Annotated in this window: 23 protein-coding genes and 1 tRNA gene; 14 read left to right on the top strand and 10 right to left on the bottom strand. The window is 61.3% G+C overall.

Features of this window, described 5'->3' with window-relative positions:
• The first annotated feature begins 72 nt into the window (after window positions 1–72).
• Window positions 73–726 (top strand): dihydrofolate reductase family protein, encoded by a 654-nt coding sequence (locus BFN67_RS05285; protein ID WP_080918593.1) that lies wholly within the window; start codon window positions 73–75, stop codon window positions 724–726.
• Between the two features lie 94 nt (window positions 727–820).
• Here the strand turns inward: BFN67_RS05285 and BFN67_RS05290 are convergent, their stop codons facing one another.
• Together BFN67_RS05290 and BFN67_RS05295 are read right to left on the bottom strand one after the other, a co-directional pair.
• Window positions 821–1,252, bottom strand: a complete 432-nt coding sequence (locus BFN67_RS05290; protein ID WP_080918594.1) for a CBS domain-containing protein — start codon at window positions 1,250–1,252, stop codon at window positions 821–823.
• Between the two features lie 272 nt (window positions 1,253–1,524).
• Window positions 1,525–2,271 (bottom strand): rhomboid family intramembrane serine protease, encoded by a 747-nt coding sequence (locus BFN67_RS05295; RefSeq protein WP_080918595.1) that lies wholly within the window; start codon window positions 2,269–2,271, stop codon window positions 1,525–1,527.
• A 395-nt stretch (window positions 2,272–2,666) separates the two neighbouring features.
• Here BFN67_RS05295 and BFN67_RS05300 point away from each other — a divergent pair, with 395 nt between their 5' ends.
• The 3 genes from BFN67_RS05300 (at window position 2,667) to BFN67_RS05310 (ending at window position 4,861) form a co-directional block, all read left to right on the top strand.
• On the top strand, window positions 2,667–3,296 hold the full coding sequence (locus BFN67_RS05300) for a PAS domain-containing protein (RefSeq protein WP_080918596.1): 630 nt from the start codon (window positions 2,667–2,669) through the stop codon (window positions 3,294–3,296).
• A 104-nt stretch (window positions 3,297–3,400) separates the two neighbouring features.
• The gene (locus tag BFN67_RS05305) at window positions 3,401–4,015 is read left to right on the top strand and encodes a PilZ domain-containing protein (protein ID WP_080918597.1); all 615 of its coding nucleotides are present in this window, start codon (window positions 3,401–3,403) and stop codon (window positions 4,013–4,015) included.
• Window positions 4,016–4,255: 240 nt separating this feature from the next.
• A complete protein-coding gene (locus BFN67_RS05310; RefSeq protein WP_080918598.1) occupies window positions 4,256–4,861 on the top strand; it encodes a transglutaminase-like cysteine peptidase in 606 nt (201 codons plus the stop codon).
• A 128-nt stretch (window positions 4,862–4,989) separates the two neighbouring features.
• Here BFN67_RS05310 and BFN67_RS05315 read toward each other — a convergent pair whose 3' ends face one another.
• Window positions 4,990–5,517: a gamma carbonic anhydrase family protein gene (locus tag BFN67_RS05315; RefSeq protein WP_080918599.1), complete on the bottom strand. Its 528-nt coding sequence runs from the start codon at window positions 5,515–5,517 to the stop codon at window positions 4,990–4,992.
• 157 nt (window positions 5,518–5,674) lie between these two features.
• Between BFN67_RS05315 and BFN67_RS05320 the strand changes: the two genes are divergently transcribed.
• Entirely contained in the window at window positions 5,675–6,430 is a 756-nt protein-coding gene (locus BFN67_RS05320) for a hypothetical protein (protein ID WP_080918600.1), read from the top strand.
• 9 nt (window positions 6,431–6,439) lie between these two features.
• On the opposite strand, the gene BFN67_RS05325 is transcribed toward BFN67_RS05320, so the two are convergent.
• The gene (locus BFN67_RS05325; protein ID WP_080918601.1) at window positions 6,440–6,643 is read right to left on the bottom strand and encodes a DUF3126 family protein; all 204 of its coding nucleotides are present in this window, start codon (window positions 6,641–6,643) and stop codon (window positions 6,440–6,442) included.
• Between the two features lie 108 nt (window positions 6,644–6,751).
• Entirely contained in the window at window positions 6,752–7,600 is an 849-nt protein-coding gene (cysE, locus tag BFN67_RS05330) for a serine O-acetyltransferase (RefSeq protein WP_080918602.1), read from the bottom strand.
• 127 nt (window positions 7,601–7,727) lie between these two features.
• Here cysE and BFN67_RS05335 point away from each other — a divergent pair, with 127 nt between their 5' ends.
• On the top strand, window positions 7,728–8,354 hold the full coding sequence (locus tag BFN67_RS05335) for an HD domain-containing protein (protein WP_080918603.1): 627 nt from the start codon (window positions 7,728–7,730) through the stop codon (window positions 8,352–8,354).
• On the opposite strand, the gene BFN67_RS05340 is transcribed toward BFN67_RS05335, so the two are convergent.
• The 3 genes from BFN67_RS05340 to BFN67_RS05350 are packed head-to-tail and all read right to left on the bottom strand — an operon-like array spanning window position 8,349 to window position 10,281.
• On the bottom strand, window positions 8,349–9,116 hold the full coding sequence (locus tag BFN67_RS05340) for an alpha/beta fold hydrolase (protein ID WP_080918604.1): 768 nt from the start codon (window positions 9,114–9,116) through the stop codon (window positions 8,349–8,351). The two genes, BFN67_RS05335 and BFN67_RS05340, sit on opposite strands and share 6 nt — an antisense overlap.
• 17 nt (window positions 9,117–9,133) lie before the next feature.
• Window positions 9,134–9,640: a DUF192 domain-containing protein gene (locus tag BFN67_RS05345; RefSeq protein ID WP_080918605.1), complete on the bottom strand. Its 507-nt coding sequence runs from the start codon at window positions 9,638–9,640 to the stop codon at window positions 9,134–9,136.
• A 44-nt stretch (window positions 9,641–9,684) separates the two neighbouring features.
• The gene (locus BFN67_RS05350) at window positions 9,685–10,281 is read right to left on the bottom strand and encodes a cold-shock protein (protein WP_080918606.1); all 597 of its coding nucleotides are present in this window, start codon (window positions 10,279–10,281) and stop codon (window positions 9,685–9,687) included.
• Window positions 10,282–10,489: 208 nt separating this feature from the next.
• Between BFN67_RS05350 and BFN67_RS05355 the strand changes: the two genes are divergently transcribed.
• Window positions 10,490–10,930, top strand: coding sequence for a VOC family protein (locus BFN67_RS05355; protein ID WP_080918607.1), 441 nt, complete (start codon window positions 10,490–10,492; stop codon window positions 10,928–10,930).
• 5 nt (window positions 10,931–10,935) lie between these two features.
• On the opposite strand, the gene ilvA is transcribed toward BFN67_RS05355, so the two are convergent.
• Window positions 10,936–12,192, bottom strand: a complete 1,257-nt coding sequence (ilvA, locus tag BFN67_RS05360; RefSeq protein ID WP_080918690.1) for a threonine ammonia-lyase IlvA — start codon at window positions 12,190–12,192, stop codon at window positions 10,936–10,938.
• Between the two features lie 166 nt (window positions 12,193–12,358).
• On the opposite strand from ilvA, the gene BFN67_RS05365 reads away from it, so the two are divergent.
• The 5 genes from BFN67_RS05365 (at window position 12,359) to BFN67_RS05385 (ending at window position 16,609) form a co-directional block, all read left to right on the top strand.
• The gene (locus tag BFN67_RS05365; protein WP_080918608.1) at window positions 12,359–13,450 is read left to right on the top strand and encodes an alpha/beta hydrolase; all 1,092 of its coding nucleotides are present in this window, start codon (window positions 12,359–12,361) and stop codon (window positions 13,448–13,450) included.
• Between the two features lie 132 nt (window positions 13,451–13,582).
• Complete coding sequence (locus tag BFN67_RS05370) at window positions 13,583–14,746, top strand: alpha/beta hydrolase (protein WP_080918609.1); 1,164 nt, start codon at window positions 13,583–13,585, stop codon at window positions 14,744–14,746.
• Window positions 14,747–14,984: 238 nt separating this feature from the next.
• Window positions 14,985–15,070: transfer RNA gene (locus BFN67_RS05375), tRNA-Leu, on the top strand.
• 94 nt (window positions 15,071–15,164) lie between these two features.
• Window positions 15,165–16,268 carry an NADH:flavin oxidoreductase/NADH oxidase gene (locus BFN67_RS05380; RefSeq protein WP_080918610.1) on the top strand — a complete coding sequence of 368 codons (1,104 nt, stop codon included), beginning with the start codon at window positions 15,165–15,167 and terminating at the stop codon, window positions 16,266–16,268.
• 101 nt (window positions 16,269–16,369) lie between these two features.
• On the top strand, window positions 16,370–16,609 hold the full coding sequence (locus BFN67_RS05385; protein ID WP_080918691.1) for a hypothetical protein: 240 nt from the start codon (window positions 16,370–16,372) through the stop codon (window positions 16,607–16,609).
• Window positions 16,610–16,735: 126 nt separating this feature from the next.
• On the opposite strand, the gene wrbA is transcribed toward BFN67_RS05385, so the two are convergent.
• Entirely contained in the window at window positions 16,736–17,335 is a 600-nt protein-coding gene (wrbA, locus tag BFN67_RS05390; RefSeq protein ID WP_080918611.1) for an NAD(P)H:quinone oxidoreductase type IV, read from the bottom strand.
• Between the two features lie 195 nt (window positions 17,336–17,530).
• Between wrbA and BFN67_RS05395 the strand changes: the two genes are divergently transcribed.
• On the top strand, window positions 17,531–18,283 hold the full coding sequence (locus tag BFN67_RS05395) for a competence/damage-inducible protein A (RefSeq protein WP_080918612.1): 753 nt from the start codon (window positions 17,531–17,533) through the stop codon (window positions 18,281–18,283).
• Between the two features lie 118 nt (window positions 18,284–18,401).
• Window positions 18,402–19,232: a universal stress protein gene (locus BFN67_RS05400; protein WP_080918613.1), complete on the top strand. Its 831-nt coding sequence runs from the start codon at window positions 18,402–18,404 to the stop codon at window positions 19,230–19,232.
• Window positions 19,233–19,255: the final 23 nt, after the last annotated feature.

Below are 19,255 nucleotides of genomic sequence, written 5' to 3' on the forward strand. Positions count from 1 at the left end.
CGGCACTGGTTTTCCTGATTGCAGACATTAGTTCTGCAAGGCAGCATGTTGTAAGCAGTCGAGGAGGCTAGGATGGGACGTGTCAGAGTCGCAGGGTTTTCGGTGTCCCTGGATGGGTTCGGAGCAGGCCCGGAACAGAGTCTTCAGGATCCTCTGGGAAAGCGCGGAAAGGAACTCCACAGTTGGTTCTTCGGAACCAAGACGTTCAAGGCCATGTTCGGCGAGGGCGGCGGCTCGGAGGGCGTGGACGAGACCTTTGCCCACCGCTCGATGGACGGTTTCGGTGCCTTCATCTTGGGCCGGAACATGTTCGGCCCTGTGCGTGGGGAGTGGCCGGACGACAGTTGGAAGGGCTGGTGGGGAGACAATCCGCCCTATCACGCTCCGACGTTCGTCCTGACGCACCATGCCCGCGAGCCGATCGTGATGGAGGGCGGCACCACGTTCCACTTCGTCACGGACGGAATCCAGGCCGCGCTCGACCGCGCCCGCGACGCCGCGGGAGCACGCGACGTCAAGATCGGAGGTGGCGTATCGACCGTTCGCCAATACCTGCAGGCCGGCCTGATCGATGAACTGCACTTTGCGCTTTCGCCTGTGCTACTCGGACGAGGCGAGGCGATGTTCGAGGGCCTGGATTTCCCTGCTCTCGGCTACCGCGTGATGGAATCCACGGCCACAGACCTCGCGACGCACGTCGTTCTCGGACGCGAGGCGCGCGAATGAACGTCCGCTTCTGCGACATCCTTGCCTTGGAACTGCCGGGCAGTTTCCCACCCGGTCACGCCCAATCTATGGGCTCAAAGCCTGATATGGCCCGTCAGGCCGTCGCGATATAGGCCTTGATCTCCTCGGCCTCGCGCTCGGCGTCCTGAATGCGTCTCTTGACCACATCGCCAATGGAGATGATGCCGTAAAGCATCCCGTCCTTTTCCACCGGCAGATGACGGAAACGGCCTGCCGTCATGATCTCCATCAACTCGTTGACCGTATGGTTCTCGTTGCAGATATTGACCTTCGGCGTCATGGCGGTGCGCACGGAGCGATCCAGCGCGCCCGCGCCTTCCCGGTCGATGACGCGCACGATATCGCGCTCGGAGAGGATGCCGACGATCTTCCGGTCCTCATTGGTGATGACCAGCGCGCCGACGCGATTCTCGGCCAGGATGCGAATCGCAACGGACAATTTTTCGTTCGGCCCAAGCGTCAGTACGTCATGGCCTTTGCTGTCGAGTATGGCCTTAACAGTCATGGCGTCCTCCTCTGTGCTGTCAGACCGCCCTCCCGGCGTTCGCTCTGGTAACGATATCGTGCGCCGCACCGGAGCCGTTTTCAAGAGCGGCTCAACTCCTCAAAACGCACCAGCGCGACAAACGATCCGCGCAGAACAAAGCAAGCGGATTCAAATTTCTCTATTGGACTTTGGCACTGTCCGGTCGTTTGACGCATTTCCGGACGCAAAACTGCTACACACTTTTGCTGGAAATGCTCTGTTGTTGTGACGCATTTCCGAACGCGAAACCGCTACACACTTTTGCTGGAAATGCTTGACCCACGGTCAAAGAACCGCAGGCAGAAGAAGCCGATCAGGAAGCCGCCGATATGCGCTTCCCAAGCGATCTGCGCATCGTTGCCCGGCGCGAAACCGATCACGCCGGTGACCAGATTGATGACCATCCACACCGCCAGAAAGGCAACGACGGTGCGTGAGCGAAAGGTCAGGGACATCGGGATCGGCGCACCGGCGAAGGCCGGCCTGCCGGACGAGCGGTCGATGTGGAAAGCAAAGCGCGCGGCTGCTCCCATCATACCCGAGATCGAACCGGAAGCGCCGACCAGCGGCGATTGTGAGAGCGGATGTATGGCCCAGAACAGCCCCGCCGCTGCCACGCCCGTGACAGCATAAAACAAAGCAAAGCGAAGCGCGCCGAAGCGATTGGCGAGCGGCGACCCGAACGCAGCAAGCCAGATCATGTTAACGGCAAGATGGGCAATGCCGCCATGCAGGAAGGTGTAGGTAAATGGGCTGGAAAATGACCAGAAATCAAGAATATACTGGCCAGAGTAACGAACCGGGATGAAGGCTGTGGCAATCAGAAGCTCAAGATCCTGGCCCGGCGTCAACAGATAGGTGCGCAGCACATGCACGCCGACGCACAAGCCGATAATCGCCAGCACGACGGCGGGCATATTGAACATCGGCTCGCGCCGGCGCGGCGGCGTGGAATATGGCTCCTGCTCATCGATAAACGGGCCTGCAGGTTCGTTCATGGCTTTTCATCCCGTGTTTCAGCCGCATGTAAGGCCCCACCGGGCGATTCACAAAGCACCTTCGCCACAGCCCTGCCGATTCGCACCTGAATGATACAAAGAAGCCGCCCAGGGTTTCCCCGGACGGCTCTGGTCGAGTCCCCACTCTCCCCGAAAACTTGACTGGAAGTCCGCCGCAGGGTGGCGAACAGCCAAAATCGAAGTGTTTTCAATATCCCACAGGCGCGCGCGCCCGACAATGTAAACCATCTGTTAACCTTAACGGCCCCGAACGGTGAACAAGGCGTTAACGAAGCTGGCACGCATCCTGCTCCGACCTGCATGTAGATGATCAGGGCGCACCCTTCTGTTCCTCTATGGGACACTGGAGCGCCGGGGTACGAAACGGAATGAGCATGAGACTGAATGGATCGATCGCACTGTTCCAATACTGGAATCGGCTGCGCGACGGACGACCGGCACCCAGGCGCAACGAAATCGAACCGGCCGATATCAGAGCACTGCTTGCCGATACGTTCATTCTCGAAAAGGACACGCGCGGCGAAGCGGTGTTCCGACTGGCGGGCACGCGCCTGTGTGCCTCGTATGGGCGCGAGCTGAAAGGCTTCTCCTTTCCCTCTCTTTGGCGCGAGCGGGACCGGCGCGTGGTTGCGCGACTGGTGCAAGAAGTTTTCGACCGGAAATCCCTTGTATTGGTGTCCTTTGAAGGCATCAGCCTGGCCGGGCGTTCGGCCAATTTCGAGTTGCTGGTGCTGCCGCTCGACGGCGGCACTTCGCATCCGCGCTGCCTCGGCGTGGCCTCGACAGCGGACCGGCCGTTCTGGCTGGGCAGCGACCCGATCGTCGACGCGGTGATCGACGCCGTGCGCACGGTCGATCCGAACGAGAAAACGGCAGCGCGCGTCGAGATCGCCGTGCCCGCGCTGGACCCGAGTGAACCCGGCGCGCCGCAGGCCATAGAGGATTATGGGCGCGCGCGTCGTATTCGCCACCTTCTCGTGCTTGACGGCGGCCGTGAGGAATAGACCGTCACCGACGTGTCGTTTCCCGGTTGTTAATCTTTCTTGACGTAACTTGCTCACATGTTTCCCCGGCAGGGCCGGGAACGACCAACGGGGTGTGAGCGGCTATGGGATCAACGGCGGTCAATCATGCGCCGTTACGGACCGAACGGCGCAATTTTTCGCGCGTTCGGGTGAAGATTTATGGCCGTTTCATGTTGGAAGACCGCACCGAGCATCCTTGCCAGGTGATCGACATGTCACCGGGCAGTGCGTCCCTGCGCACGGATCGCAGCGGCGATCCCGGTGAAAAGGTGATTGCCTATATCGATCATATCGGCCGCATCGAAGGCGTCATCACGCGGGTCCTGCAGGATGGATTCGCCATCACAGTCATTGCGTCGGAGCGCAAGCGCGACAAACTCGCGGCGCAATTGACCTGGCTCGCCAACAAGCACGAACTCGACCTGCCCGAGGATCGCCGCCATGAGCGCGTCGCGCCACGCAACCCGCTGAGTGTCCTCCACCTGATGGATGGGCGGCAATACCAGTGCCGCATCGTCGACCTGTCGCTGTCGGGTGCGGCCATCGAAACCGCGGTCAAGCCCGCCATCGGCGTGCAGGTGATGCTCGGCACGATGCGCGGCCAGGTGGTGCGCCATTTCGAAGATGGCGTGGCGATCGAATTCGCTGCCGTCCAGCGTCCCGACACGCTGGATGAATTCAACAAGCCGCACAACTGATCACCTTATCGATTGTCTCGTCGTGGCCGGCACCGGCACGAATGCGAGACCTTGCGCATGCATTCCGGCAATAAGTAAACATCGATTAAGTTGCGTTATAGATTCATTTAAAAACTGTTCAAAATTCCATAATTCGTCTGGTTTAAAATCTATTCCAAGTTTTATTTAAACTCTACAGCGCAGCTTTGCGTCAAATAAATCCCGCCGTGTCATTGTCGTCTCAAACGGGGAGACGACATAATGATCCGGAGATGGGGAAAGCTGTTGCTTCTGGCAATAGCGATGCAGTTCGGTGGCTTCGGGGCAGCCAATGCCGGCGCATCCTTCATGCCCACGGGAAGCCGCACGACACAGCCGGTCGGCCATTACGAATTCTGCCGCCAGCAGCCGCAGGAATGCAGCCAGAAGACATCGAAGCGGGCACCGATCGAACTGACCCGTAAACTGTGGGCAAAGATCATCGACGTCAATAACGCGGTCAACACAAGCGTTGCCCCACATACGGATATAGAAATCTGGGGCAAGGAAGAAGTCTGGTCCTATCCGGCCAACGGCCTGGGCGATTGCGAGGATTACGCGCTGGAAAAGCGCCGCGAACTGATGCGGGCCGGCGTGCCCGCCGGCGACCTTCTGATGACGGTTGCCCGCCAGCCGAATGGCGAAGGCCATGCGGTGCTGACGGTTCGTACCAGCATGGGCGATTTCATTCTCGACAATCTGGAACCCAAGGTGCGGGCGTGGAACGACACGCCCTACACTTACCTCAAGCGCCAATCGACGACCAATTCAGGCGTGTGGGTGAGCATCAGCGACGGACGCGCCGAGGCGGTCGCCAGCGTTCGCTGAGGGACAATCTCCGACACTTATCAAAACAGAAAACCCGGTCGAGTCCCCCCCGTCCCCACGACCGGGTTCCAGGAGCCGGCTCTTCCCCAGGGTCGGCTCCGCCATTTTCCGACATCGGCAAACGCGCGTCAGAGCTTTTCCAGGCCGGCCCTGAAGCGCTGGCCGTTGGCGACATAGTGCGCCGCCGAGGCGCGCAGCGCGGCAACCGACGCCTCGTCCAATGTACGCACCACACGCGCCGGTGAACCGACGATCAGGGAATTGTCGGGGAACTCCTTGCCTTCGGTCACGAGCGCCCCTGCCCCGACAAGACAGTTCCTGCCGATCCGGGCTCCGTTCAGGACAATCGCGCCCATGCCGACCAAACTGTTGTCGCCGATGGTGCAGCCATGCAGCATCGCACGATGACCGATCGTGCAACCGGTGCCGACAGTCAGCGGAAAACCGACATCGGTGTGCATGACGACATGCTCCTGCACATTGGTGTCGGCGCCGATGACGATCGGGTCGTTGTCGCCGCGAATGACGACGCCGAACCAGAAGCCGGCGTTGCGGCCGATGTCGATATCGCCGATCAGCACCGCGTCAGGCGCAATCCAGTTGCTGGCTTCATCCTCGAAGCGTGGTCTCCTGCCGCCGATGGCGTAGATGGGCATGACTGTTCCGATCTCTCGTTGAATATCGCGACGACTCTAAAGGACTCATCGCCAGCGGCGCAACGCCCATGCAGATCGCCGATTTACCGTTCATTTACCATGACGCAGCAAAGTCCAGAGGCGGCGACAGACCGCCTTTTTGAGCCGGGAAACCGCCATGTACGATACCCAAACCGCCAGCGAGCCCGACTTCAGGGTCGTCGATTCGCGGTTGATGGTAAAAGTGTTCATCTGTTTCGCCGTTCTGGCATTGCTATCGGTCGCGATCGCGCTCGGCGGCAAATGGGTTGGTCACCGGGTCGCCATGGCCGGCAACACCACCGACACGACGCAGCGCGAGATCGTTATCGGCAACAATGTCATTGCCGTGCCCTCCAACACCATCCGCTTCGCCCAGGCGCGTCGCGACGGCATTGCCCAACGCCTCGACCTCTATCTGCGCTATCCACAGATGGACGGTTACAGCGAGATCGCCAGTGACGCCTTCAACCACGCCAATGGCGCGCGCAAAACCATCCTGTTCCTGAGCTTCGCCGAGCAGGCGATGTCACACGACATGAGCGGCCGCTTCGCGCCCATCTACAGCAAGCTGATCGAAAAGCCGGGCACGCCGGGGCCAGCCGGCATCACCTTCTACGACTTTGCCGAAAAAACGGGCTATCTGAACGAGAGACTTGCGGTGGCGGAAAGGCCTGGTGAAGAGCCGTTCGTCGCGCGCTGCCTTGCCGAGCTCGAGGCCGAAGATTCGCTCGCACCGTGCGAGCGCGATGTTCTGGTGGGCGACGGCCTCAGCCTGACCTACCGCTTCCCGCTGGAACTCCTCGGCGACTGGAAGGCGCTGGATGCGGCGCTTGCCGCCGAAATGCGGCGCATTGTCAGGACCGGCGCGGAACCGCGCACGCCGGCCGGATGAGCCTGGCTCTTAATCGAGGTCCACGTCGAGGATGGCCATCGAGAAATTGTAGTCGCCGTCGTCCTCGTCCTTGAAAACGATGCCGAGGAACTCGTCGCCGACATAGACTTCCGCTGAATCGTCCTTGCGCGGCCGTGCCTTGACCTCAAGCCGCGGGTTCTGGAACACGCGTTTGAAAAAGGCATCGAGCTTTCTGATTTCGTCAGGCTTCAAAGGTCTTCTCCAAGTACGATAAAAACGAATGCCATGAAGCAGTCGCTCGGTTCGCTGCTTCTGGCATGCGAAAGACTGACCTGTAAAGCCGGTCTTGCGGCCGGTTGTTCAGATGTCGAAGGAGACGACCTGATCCATCGCCTGCGATGGCAGCAGTTGGTCCATCTGCCGCGAAGGCTGTTCGCAGCCGCTCTCGCCGACCACGCGCGCCGGAACCCCGGCAACGGTCTTGTTGTGCGGAACCGCCGAAAGCACCACCGAACCGGCGGCGATCTTCGAGCAATGACCGACCTCGATATTGCCGAGGATCTTGGCGCCGGCGCCGATCAATACGCCGCGCCTGATCTTGGGATGGCGGTCGCCGCCGGCCTTGCCGGTGCCGCCAAGCGTGACGCCATGCAGGATAGATACGTCATCCTCGATCACGGCCGTCTGCCCGACGACGAGCCCGGTAGCATGGTCGAGGAAGACGCCCTTGCCGATGCGCGCTGCCGGATTGATGTCGGTCTGGAAGATCGACGAAGAACGGCTTTGCAGGTAGAGCGCGAAATCCTGCCGGTCATTGTTCCACAACCAATGCGCCAGACGGTGCGTCTGGATGGCGTGAAAGCCCTTGAAATAGAGCACTGGCATGATGAAGCGGTCGCAAGCCGGATCGCGGTCGTAATAGGCCTGGATATCCACCCGCATCGTGTCCGACCAGGACGGCTCGTCCGCCAGCATCGCCTTGAATGTCTGGCGCAAAAGATCGGCGCCGATGTCCTGATGCGCGAGCCTTTCGGCAAGCCGATGGATCACCGCTTCTTCCAGGCTTTCCTGGTTGATGATGGTCGAATAGAGAAAGGCAGCTAGCAGCGGATCACGACTGACCGCATCGAGCGCCTCCTCGCGAACCGAGCGCCAGATCGGGTCAACGGGCTGCACAGCACCATGGCGCGCAACGGTGATGCTGTTCATCAACGGCCTCCGCCTGTCGGCTTGATTGTCATCGGGTCGCACCTATAAGCCAGATGGTAGCATGGGTGAATTCAATTTTCCTTAGTGCTTCGTCAAATGGCCATGAATACCCGAGATTCAACCCGCTATGGAAAATGAAGGCTTGATCGACACGGCCCTGAAAAATGAGCTTCGCGCGTTATATCGCGCCAAGGACCGGCATTATCACGGTCTTGCTCATATCGAGGCGCTGCTGGAACTGGCGCGCGAATATCGTTCCGCCGTCTCTGATCCCGAGGCGTTGGAAGCGGCGATCTGGTTCCATGACGCGATCTACGACAGCCGCGCCAAGGACAATGAGGCCAAAAGCGCCGAACTGGCGAGAACGCGCCTCGCCGGGAAAACGACAGTAGCACGGTTCGAGCGCATTGCCGCGATGATCGAGGCAACCGCGACGCATATCGTTCCCGAACTCACCGATGCCGGCACGAAAAGCGATGCCGCGCTGCTGCTCGACATGGACCTTTCGATCCTTGGCGCGGCGCCGGCCATCTATGACGCCTATGAACAGGCGGTGCGCCGCGAATATGGTTGGGTGGATGAACCGGCATGGGGGATCGGCCGCGCCACCGTGTTGAAGACTTTTCTTGCCCGTCCGCATATCTTCCACACGCAGCCGTTTCGCGAGCGCTACGAACGCCGGGCGCGAGACAACATGCAGCGATCGCTGGAACAGTTGACGACTCCCCGCGAAGGGAAGGAGAAAAGCCTATAGCGGGTGCTCGGCGTAGAACTCCAGCACACGCGCCTTGAAGGTCTTGTCGCCGACAGACAGCATATGATCGCGGCCTTCGATGGGGAATGCGGTGGCGCTCGGCATCAAGGCGGCCAGTTCTTCGGCCGATCCGGCGATGTCGTCTTTGGTGCCAACGCCGATCAGAGTCGGCTGGGCGATACGCGCCACGTCGTCTTCCGGCAGTTCGTCACGCGAACCAATGATGCAGGCGGCAAGCGCGCGCCTGTCGCTGCGCGTCTGGTCGGCGAAGGCGCGGAAAGTCCGTCCGCGCGCATGCGCGATCGACGCCGGATCAGGCGCCAGCAATGCGTCGGCAATCGGGTCCCAATCGCCCACGCCGTCGACCAGGCCGATGCCAAGGCCACCCAGTACGAGAGTTGCCACCTTGTCGGGATCGGACAGCGCCATGAAAGCCGAGACGCGCGCGCCCATGGAATAGCCCATGACATGTGCGCGGCCAATGCCGAGATGATCGAGAAGTGCCGCCGCATCCGAGGCCATCTTGCCCGGCGTATAATCGGTGCCTTCATAGCTTTTGGTGGAGGCGCCGTGGCCGCGATTGTCGAGCGCAATCACCCGATAGCCTGCATCGTTCAACGTCTTGAACCAGCCGGGAGAAACCCAATTGACATAGTGGCTGGAGGCAAAGCCGTGGATCAGCAGCACCGGATCGCCATGGCCGGAATCCGGGGCGCGGTCGAGAAACGCCAGATCGAAGCCATCGTGAGTGAAGAACTGCATGGTCCGTCGAAAATTCCTCAATTGCCGCTGAGCGCCGGATGGCGGACAAGATCACCCCTGGCGATGCCGCCGCGTGCGGCGGTCCCGGCTTTCAGTTCCAGAACGAAACGCACCGGCTCGCTTGAGGGTATGATCGCCACCGACTGCGGCTCACCTTGGCGAATGGTCTTTACCCGGCCGTCGTCGCCAATGAACAGCAGATCGAGCGGCATGGGCGTGTCCTTCATCCAGAAGGTGACATCATGTGTCTTCTCAAACACGAACAGCATGCCACGATCGTCGGGCATCGCCGTGCGATACATCAGGCCGGCTGCTCGTTCATTCGGCGCTCTGGCGATTTCGATCTGAAAGCTGCGCTCGCCACCGGTCGTGACCACCACCAGCGGCGTTGGATCGACCGGCAAGGCCATTGGCTGGCCATCGGCGATGGCGCGCCCCGGCACAGTGGAAAGCGCGAATGCGACGAGAAATGCGGCAAAAAGGGTAAAAAGACGTGGCACTGCCGGCAAAATCCTGCGGGTCATGACATCACCTCGCCGGCAATTCTTGAAAACCAATAATTGGCAGTTCAATGCGAGACCGGCAATGTGCCCATATCGGGGTGAATTTCGGCAGCCATAAGGCCTTTCTCGCCCTTGCCGAAACGCACCAGAACCACCTGCCCCGGCCGCAATTCGGTCACGCCATAGCGGCGCAGCGTTTCCATGTGGACGAAGATATCCTCGGTGCCCTCACCGCGTGTCAGGAAGCCAAAGCCCTTGGTGCGGTTGAACCATTTCACCAGCGCGCGCTCCAACCCGCTTTCGGCCACCACAGAAACATGGGTGCGCGGCTCCTGCATTTCGGCCGGATGCACGGCCGTCGTAAGGTCCATGGAAACAACGCGGAAAGCCTGCATTCCACGTTCGCCCTGCCTGGCGAGGCAGACCACGCGCGCGCCTTCGGGCGCCGTCTGAAAGCCATCGCGCCGAAGGCATGTCACATGCAGCAGCACGTCCCCGGACGTGCCACGGTCAGGAAGTATGAAGCCATAGCCCTTGGCGACATCGAACCACTTGATGGCGCCCGAAACTTCGACGACGCCAGCGGCCTCGCCGGTTTCGTCATGTGAGGCGGTATCGCCAAGGGTCGTGTCCCGCCCCATAGAAGCGGCTTTTTCCCCCATCAGACGCCCCCTTTCGCGAACATGCTGCAAATGATTCTTCAGCCAAGATTAACACTTGCCTTTCGGCTGTGCGCAAGACCCGGCGTGCCTTTTTTCACGCCTCACTCAAACAACGGCCGATCCGCATTCCGGTTGCCTGCCGGCGTGTTTGGCGGTTGCCGTCACGCCGGCCCGCCCCTATGTTGCGCCCACAAGCCGGAGAAAAGACATGCGCTATCTGCACACAATGGTCCGTATCGCCGATATTGACCAGTCGCTCGACTTCTATTGCAACAAGTTCGGTCTCAAGGAAGTGCGGCGCCACGAAAGTGAGCAGGGTCGTTTTACGCTGATCTTCCTGGCGGCCCCCGGCGACGAACAGAGCGGGATCGCGGACAAGGCGCCGCTTCTGGAACTCACCTACAATTGGGACCCGGAAGCCTATCAGGGCGGCCGCAATTTCGGCCATCTTGCCTATGAGGTTGACGACATCTATGCCACCTGCCAGCACCTGATGGATCAGGGAGTGACCATCAATCGGCCGCCGCGCGACGGCAATATGGCCTTCATCCGCTCGCCCGACGGCATTTCCATCGAATTGCTGCAAAAGGGACCGGCGAAGGAAAAGGCCGAGCCCTGGGCCTCGATGGCGAATACGGGAAGCTGGTAGGCTGGCTAAATAATAAACTCCGCCAACGTCTCGTTGTCGGTAATGTCCTGATATTGTACGCCCTCGGCCTCGAAGCTGGCGACCAGCCGGTCGAAATTGCGGCGGTCTTTCGTCTCGATGCCGATCAGCACCGAACCGAAATTGCGCGCCGATTTCTTCAGATATTCAAAGCGGGCGATATCGTCGTCCGGGCCGAGCATTTCGAGGAAATCGCGCAGCGCGCCGGGGCGCTGCGGAAACCGGATGATGAAATATTTCTTCAGGCCGGCGAAACGCAGCGCCCTCTCCTTCACATCCGGCAGGCGCTCGAAATCGAAATTGCCGCCCGAGACGACGCAGACGATCGTCTTGCCCCGAAGTTCCTTCCGTGAAAAATCCTTCAGCGCATCGAGCGCCAGCGCGCCGGCCGGTTCCAGCACCACGCCCTCGATATTGAGCATCTCGAGCATGGTCTCGCAAAGCCGGTTTTCCGGCACCAGCCTCACGCTTTCGGCTGAAAAGCCTTTCAGCAGGCGCAACGGTTCGCGGCCGATCTCGGCCACGGCAGCGCCATCGACGAAATTGTCCACCCTGGGAAGCTTCGCACGCCTGCCGGTGGCAAGGCTCCGCTCAAGGCTCGGCGCTCCGGCCGGTTCGCAAAAGACGAAACACGGCTTCTGTAACATCCCGGCCATGTAATGGGTGACGCCGGCGGCAAGCCCGCCGCCGCCGACCGGCAGCATGACCAGATCAGGCAGAACACCGTCCGGCATCTGCCGGGCAATCTCGAAGGCAACAGTGGCCTGCCCCTCGATAATGTCCTTGTGGTCAAAGGGCGGAACCATATGCGCGCCCTGCTCTTCCGTAAATGCCTGGGCAGCCGCGAGGCATTCGTCGAAGAAATCGCCGACCAGCCTGATCTCGACGAATTCGCCGCCGAACAGCCGCGTCTTGTCGATCTTCTGCTGCGGCGTCGTCACCGGCATGAAAACCACGCCCTTGCGGCTGAAATGGCGGCAGACGAAGGCAAAGCCCTGCGCGTGGTTGCCGGCTGAGGCGCAGACGAACAATTCGGCGCTGTTGCCGGCGGCAAGCGCCTTGCGGAAGAAATTGAAGGCGCCACGGATCTTGTAGGAGCGCACCGGCGTCAGATCCTCGCGCTTCAGGAACACATGAGCGCCGAACTTCCTGGAAAGATAGGCGTTTTTCTGCAGCGGCGTTTCGGGGAAGATACCGCGCACGGCCTCGGCGGCGTTGCGGACGCTGTCGGCGAAGCTGGTCATGATGCGGTTTCCGGTTTCTCGATGCCCGTTCCTGCCGCGATTTCGGCTTTCGCGCAACACCTGGCCATAACCGGCGTGAAAGAGCCCCGGTTTGCCGGGCATTGACTTACTTCCGCCGCACTCTCCTGCCGGAAGCCTTTCATACCCTGTAAAAGTCCGGTGTGCCTTGAAACTCCTGCTTGTCACCGCGCTGGCCCTGCTCGTCGCAGGCTGCGTCAGCCAGAAAACCGATGAAATCCTCGGCAGCGCCATTGTCACGGCTTCCGTTTCGGATATTGCCGGCAATCACTCCATCTTTGTCGCCACCACGCGGCAGCGTTCCAAAGACCCCGGCAAGGTGTTTGACGGCGGCCGGGCGGGCGATCTGAATTTCGCCCGCGTCAATGTGACGGTGCCGAAAGCGCACGAGACCGGCGAGATCGAGCGCCGCAGCCGCGGCAATTCCGACGATCCGGCGAAATATTTCATGGCAACCGATGTCGCCGGCTACGACAGTGAGCCGACATTCCAGGCCGCGCTGAACAAGGACATCAGCGCGCGCGGCGATCGCGTCATGGTTTTCGTGCATGGCTACAACACGAGCTTTGACGACGCGGTCTACCGCCTGACCCAGATCGTGCACGACACCGGCTATGCCGGCACGCCGGTACTGTTCTCATGGGCCTCCGGAAACAGGATGCGCGACTATGTGTACGACAAGGAAAGTGCGGCGGCGGCGCGCGACAAGCTGGAAGAGACGCTGAGAATGCTGGCGCGCACCAATGCGCGGCGCATCGACATCGTCGCCCATTCGATGGGCACATGGGTGACGATGGAGGCGTTGCGGCAACTGGCGATCCGCGGCAATCGCGACCTCGGCGGCAAGCTCGGCGACGTGATCCTGGCGTCTCCCGACATCGACGTCGATGTGTTCAAGAGCCAGATGGAACGCTATGGCAAGCCGGACAAGCCGTTTATCGTGCTGTTCTCCGACGATGACCGCGCCCTGCGGCTCTCCGGCCTGATCGCCGGCGCCCAGCCGCGCCTCGGCGATTACAAGAAGGCCGGCGACCTGGCCAGGTACGGCGTGATCGTCGTCGATCTGTCCGACGCCAAGAGCGCCGACCGCTTCAATCATTCCAAATTCGCCGACAATCCGAAACTGGTGAAGGAACTGGGGCAACGCCTGCGGCAGGATAGTGGCTTTGCCAGCAGCCATGAAGTGACCGACCGTATCAGGCTGCTGAACGCCAATCTTGGCGGCGAAACGGCAATGTAGCTTTAGTGGCGAATTGGCGACAGCCCGTCGCAACCTTGCATGCCGGGTTCGCATAGCAGGGTGGACCGCAGGCGCTTCTGCCTCTATTCCATGATGCGTCGTTCATCGACGCCGTGAGGGAGTGTACCGGTCGTGCGTCCAGGGGCCTTGTTCGTTATCGCCACCGCCCTGCTTGTTGCCGGTTGCGCCGGGCCGCGCACGCATGATCTCCTGAACAAGACGGCCATCGAAGCGCCGCAGTCGGCAATTGCCGCCACCCACGAGATTTTCGTCGCGACAACGCGCGGCAAGGCAACCAAGGACCCGCGCCGGGTCTTTGACGCGCAACGCTCACTTGCGACCAATTTCGCCAGCATCGAAATGACCGTGCCGAAGATCCACAAGGTCGGCGAGATCGAGCGGGCGAAAGGCCGGGCCGCCAGCGATCCCGCAAAAGATTTCGCGGCCCGGCGCGTCACCTTCTATGGCGATGCGGCACAGTTCGAGAAAGCCGTGAACGCCGATATCGCCAGGCGCGACGGCCGGGTCCTGGTCTTTGTCCACGGCTTCAACAATGGCTTCGACGATGGCGCCTATCGGATCACACAGGTCGTCCACGACATGCAATATCCCGGCACGCCGGTGCTGTTTTCCTGGGCTTCGGCGGGCACGGCGACCGGCTACATCTACGACAAGGAAAGCGCCAACGCGGCCCGCGACAACCTTGAGGCGACGCTCAAGATGCTGGCCGGAACGAAGGCGAAAAGCATCGACATCATCGCCCATTCCATGGGTACATGGGTGGCGATGGAAGCGTTGCGCCAGCTTGCCATCGAGGGCAATCGCGATCTCGACGGCAAGCTCGGCTATGTCGTGCTTGCATCACCCGACATCGACGTGGACGTGTTCAAGAAGCAGATGGAGCGTTACGGCAAGCCGGACGAACCATTCACCGTGCTGCTTTCCGGCGACGACCGGGCGCTACAGATTTCCAGTTTCATCTCCGGCGCCAAGCCGCGCGTCGGCGATTATGGCAATGCGAAAGATCTCGCCGGCCTTGGCGTCACGGTCGTGGATCTGACCAACGCCAAGGGCAGCGACCGGCTGAACCACGCCAAATTCGCCAACAATCCGTTGCTGGTGCAGTTGATGGGCGAGCGGCTCAGCGTGCCCGCCAGCCTTTCCTCCAACCATCTGGACGGCGACAGGGCGATCGAAACGCTTGGCAGGGGCATCGGCCAGACCGTCGGTTCGGTCGCCGAAATCGTGATCACCACACCGTTCAAGGTGCTGACGGTGGTGGCCGGTGGAGAATGAATGGGCCCGCACAGTTCCGGCGTGGTTAAGGTTAAGCAATGGTTTCATTGGCGCGCGTGCTGCGTTTGCGCCACAAGGAATCGGGGCGCGGGGTGACCGGCGAAGAGCATAGGGACCAGAGGGGTATGCCCCCAGTCGCTCCGCGTTCCACTTTCCCGCAATGTTCAACGTCGACGCCGGATCGCCGACGCATTGCGGGCTTGCAATCCCGGCAGGCTCGATTACGAGTGCGCACCATGCGGACGTGGCGGAACTGGTAGACGCAAGGGACTTAAAATCCCTCGATCCATGATCGTACGGGTTCGATTCCCGTCGTCCGCACCACAACGAGATCTCAGATTCCCCTTGTATAGCGACGACAAGCCGTCATCTTTAAGGGGCTTTTTCGACCGCAGATTTTCCCGCCCGGAGCCATTTCATGACAGCACCGCTTTTCCAGCCGATTTCGCTCGGCAATCTCGACATGCCCAACCGCATCGCCGTGGCGCCGATGTGCCAGTATTCCGCCGATGACGGTTCGGCGAGCGACTGGCATTTGCAGCAGTGGATGAGCTACGCGCTTTCGGGAGCCGGCATGGTCACGCTCGAAATGACCAATGTCGAGCGCCGCGGCCGCATCTCGCATGGCTGCCTCGGCCTTTACTCCGATCACAATGAGGCGGCGGCCAAGCGCGCGCTCGATGCCGCGCGCCGCGTCGCGCAACCCGGCACGAAGTTCGGCACCCAGCTTGCCCATGCCGGCCGCAAGGCCTCCTGCCAGCGGCCATGGGAAGGCGGCGGGCCATTGAAAGCCGATCAGGACCCGTGGCAAACCGTGTCGGCCTCGGCGCTGGCCTATGACGAGGGCTGGCATGTGCCGCATGCGCTGGAAGACGAGGAAGTGCTGCAAGTCATCGAGCGTTTCGCCGATGCCGCGCGCCGCGCCAAACGCGCCGGGTTCGATTTCATCGAACTGCATGGCGCGCATGGCTATCTGATCTTCCAGTTCCTCTCCCCGCTTTCCAACCAGCGCACCGACCGCTGGGGCGGCAGTCTGGAAAACCGTATGCGCTTCATGGTTGAGGTCGCCCGCGCGGTGAAGAAAGCCGCGCCCGGACTGATGCTCGGCGCCCGGCTCTCGGTAAAGGACTGGGTCGATGGCGGGTTCGACACCGACGAAGCCATCGAAGTGGCCAGGGTGCTCAAGGCCGAAGGGCTTGCCTATCTGTGCTGCTCCAGCGGCGGCAATTCGCCCTTGCAGAAACTGCCGACCGGCGCCGGCTATCAGGTGCATCTGGCCGAAGCGGTCAAGGAAGGGGCCGGCATCCCCGTCCGTGCTGTCGGCCTCATCGACAATCCGGCACAGGCCAATTCCATCGTCGCCGATGGCCGGGCCGATATGGTCGCGCTGGGACGAGCCTTTCTGGCGGATCCGCGTTGGGTATGGCGAGCGGCTGCGGAACTCGGCGAGGAGATTCCGGCCGCGCCACAGTTCGTTCGTTCGGAAACGACCATCAAGCACTGGATGAAGGCAGCCGGCTGATCCTTGTCAGGGCATGCAACCAACTGCATTGTGCGGCATTGTTGGTTGCAAGCCACAGCCACGCGCCCATGCGCGCCAAGCCATTATCACCGGAGGACCTCATGGCGAAACTGACCTACAAGATCATCGAGCATGATGGCGGCTGGGCGTACAAGGTCGGCGACACGTTTTCCGAAACCTTCCCGAGCCACGCAGATGCGTTGCGCGCGGCCGAGATCGCTTCGGCCGAGCAGCAGGTCGCCGGTAACACCGATGGCATCCAGTACGAGGATTCCGAAGGCAAATGGCACCAGGAACTGGCAGATGGCCGCGACCGGCCGCAGACCGAAATCTCGGACTGATCTTTTCCCAACGCGCGAACTTTTCTGCAAAAACGGGAGGGCGTTGATAGCCCTCTCCGTAAGTCCGCCGCTCAGGCTTCCGCGCATGATCTTGTCCGAAAAGTCTGCAACTTTTCGGGATCAGGCTTAGCCGTGCAGCTTGGCCGCGATTTCCGCCACCCGCTTGCCCTGGAAGTGCGCGCCTTCCAGTTCCTGCGCCGAAGGCTGGCGCGAGCCGTCGCCGTCGGAGGTCGTGGTCATGCCGTAGGGCGCGCCACCGCGCACCACGTCATTGCCCATCTGGCCCTGATAGGCATAGGACAACGGCACGATGATCATGCCGTGATGCTGTAGCGATGCCTGAGTCGAAAGCAGCGCGATTTCGGCGCCGCCATGCTGGGTGGCAGTGGACACCATGACCGATCCGACCTTGTTCAGCAGCGCGCCACGCGCCCAGAGCGGACCTGTCTGGTCGAGGAAATTCTTCATCTGCGAAGCGATCGCGCCGTAACGGGTCGCGGAGCCGACAATGATGGCGTCGTAATTTTCCAGTTCCGCCGGGTCGGCGATCTGCGCTTGCTGATCGAGCTTGTAGTGCGAAGCCTTGGCGACGGCCTCCGGCACCAGTTCTGGAACGCGCTTGATGGTGACGTCCGCGCCCGCTTCGCGCGCGCCTTCGGCCGCCGCCTTCGCCATCTGTTCCATATGACCGAAGCTCGAATAATAGAGCACCAGAACCTTTGCCATTTCATTCTCCTTGATACGAAACCTGTCGGCCTAGATCGCCGCCCTTCTTATGTAACGGGTACAACGTTCACCGGAAGTCACCCAATGCAGCACAGATCGTTCACTATCCTGCGCGGAACCGGCGGGCGCATTGCGGCATTGCCGCCCGCCCGCAGCGGGGCTATGTGAGAAGAACCTTCCCGCCGGAGTTTTTCCATGACCGAAATCGTCACCGCCGCCATGGTCGTCATTGGCGACGAAATCCTCTCCGGCCGCACGAAGGACAAGAACATCGGTCATCTGGCCGATATCATGACCGCAGTCGGCATCGACCTGAAGGAAGTGCGCATCGTGCCCGACGAGGAGGCTGAAATCGCCGCTGCGCTGAACACGGTGCGTGCCCGCTATACCTATGTGTTCACCACCGGCGGCATCGGCCCGACGCATGACGACATCACCGCCGATTCGGTCGCAAAGGCTTTCGGCGTCCCGTGCGAATACGATGCGAAGGCCTATGCCATGCTGGAAGAAAGCTATGCCAGGCGCGGTATCGAATTCACCGAAGCGCGCAAGCGCATGGCCCGCATGCCGCGCGGTGCCGAACATATCGACAACCCGGTCTCGCAGGCGCCCGGCTTCCGTATCGGCAACGTGCATGTGATGGCCGGCGTGCCGTCGATATTCCAGGCAATGCTCGACAATGTGGTGCCGACATTGAAGACCGGCACCAAAATGCTGTCCGCGACGGTGCAATGCCCGTTCGGCGAAGGCGTCATCGGCGGGCCGCTGGCCGACATCCAGAGACGGCATCCGGACACGATCATCGGGTCCTACCCAAAATATGGCGAAGGCCGGTTCTGGACCGAACTGGTGGTGCGCGCCCGCTCCGACGAGGCGCTTGAAGCGGCGCGCGCCGAGGTCGAGGCCATGGTTGCCGGACTTGCCGCCGCATCAGGCGAAGCAAGCTGAATAAGGCTCGCGCATTGGAACCGTAATCCTTGCCCGCCCGTTTTCTTTCATGCGAACGTCAGGCCATCATGACGAAGCCGCTGTGACTGCGGCTAACGCCGAAGGAGGGAACAGAGCCATGGATTTCAAGACAATCGCCGCCATTCTCCAGACCGAGCAGGATGCGGGGCGCGTGCTGGACTGTGTCGTGCCGCTGGCAAGTGCGTCCCGGAGCCATGTCGTCGGCATCCATGCCGAGGCCGTGCCGGTGCCCTATACGTCCGCTACCGGCTTTCCCGATACCGAATTCCTGCAGGTTTCGTCCGAACTCAACAAGGAACGCTCCGACAAGCTCAAGGCGCTTTTCACGCAACGCACGCAAAGCGCCGGTCTCGGCTCCACCTGGCAGGGGCTTGAAAGCTTTTCCGGCGACAGCGGGCTGTCCGGCCTTGCCAGTGTGCGCGCCTCCGATCTGGTGATCGCGGCACAGCGCGAACAGGGCGACGGCAGCGCCGATATCGGCGCGCTGGTCTACGATGCCGGCAGGCCGGTGCTCGTCGTGCCGAGCGACGGGCCGATCGTGACCAGTTTCAAGCGTATATTGCTGATATGGAACGGCAGTCGGGAGGCCGCGCGCGCCACCTTCGACGCCCTGCCCTTCATCGTCAAGGCCGAGCAGACCACCCTGTTGATCATCGATCCGCCGGAAACGTTCGACGAGAGTTCCGATCAGGCCGGCGCCGACATTGCCGCCAGTCTTGCGCGCCACGGCGCAAATGTAAGCGTCTCGGTGCAGAAATCGAACGGCGACTCGGTCGAGGATATCATCCACAGCCGGATGGATGCCAGCGGCGCCGACCTGATCGTGCTTGGCGCCTACAGCCAGTCCTGGTTGCGGCGGCTGTTCTTCGGCGGCGTCACCAATTCCGTGCTGCGCTCCGGAAAGGCGGCGGCGTTCCTGTCGCGCTGAGACCCTGCGCAGCCGTGAGAAGA

It is taken from the genome of Manganibacter manganicus, from assembly GCF_002075885.1.
Classification (GTDB): Bacteria; Pseudomonadota; Alphaproteobacteria; order Rhizobiales; family Rhizobiaceae; genus Mesorhizobium; species Mesorhizobium manganicum.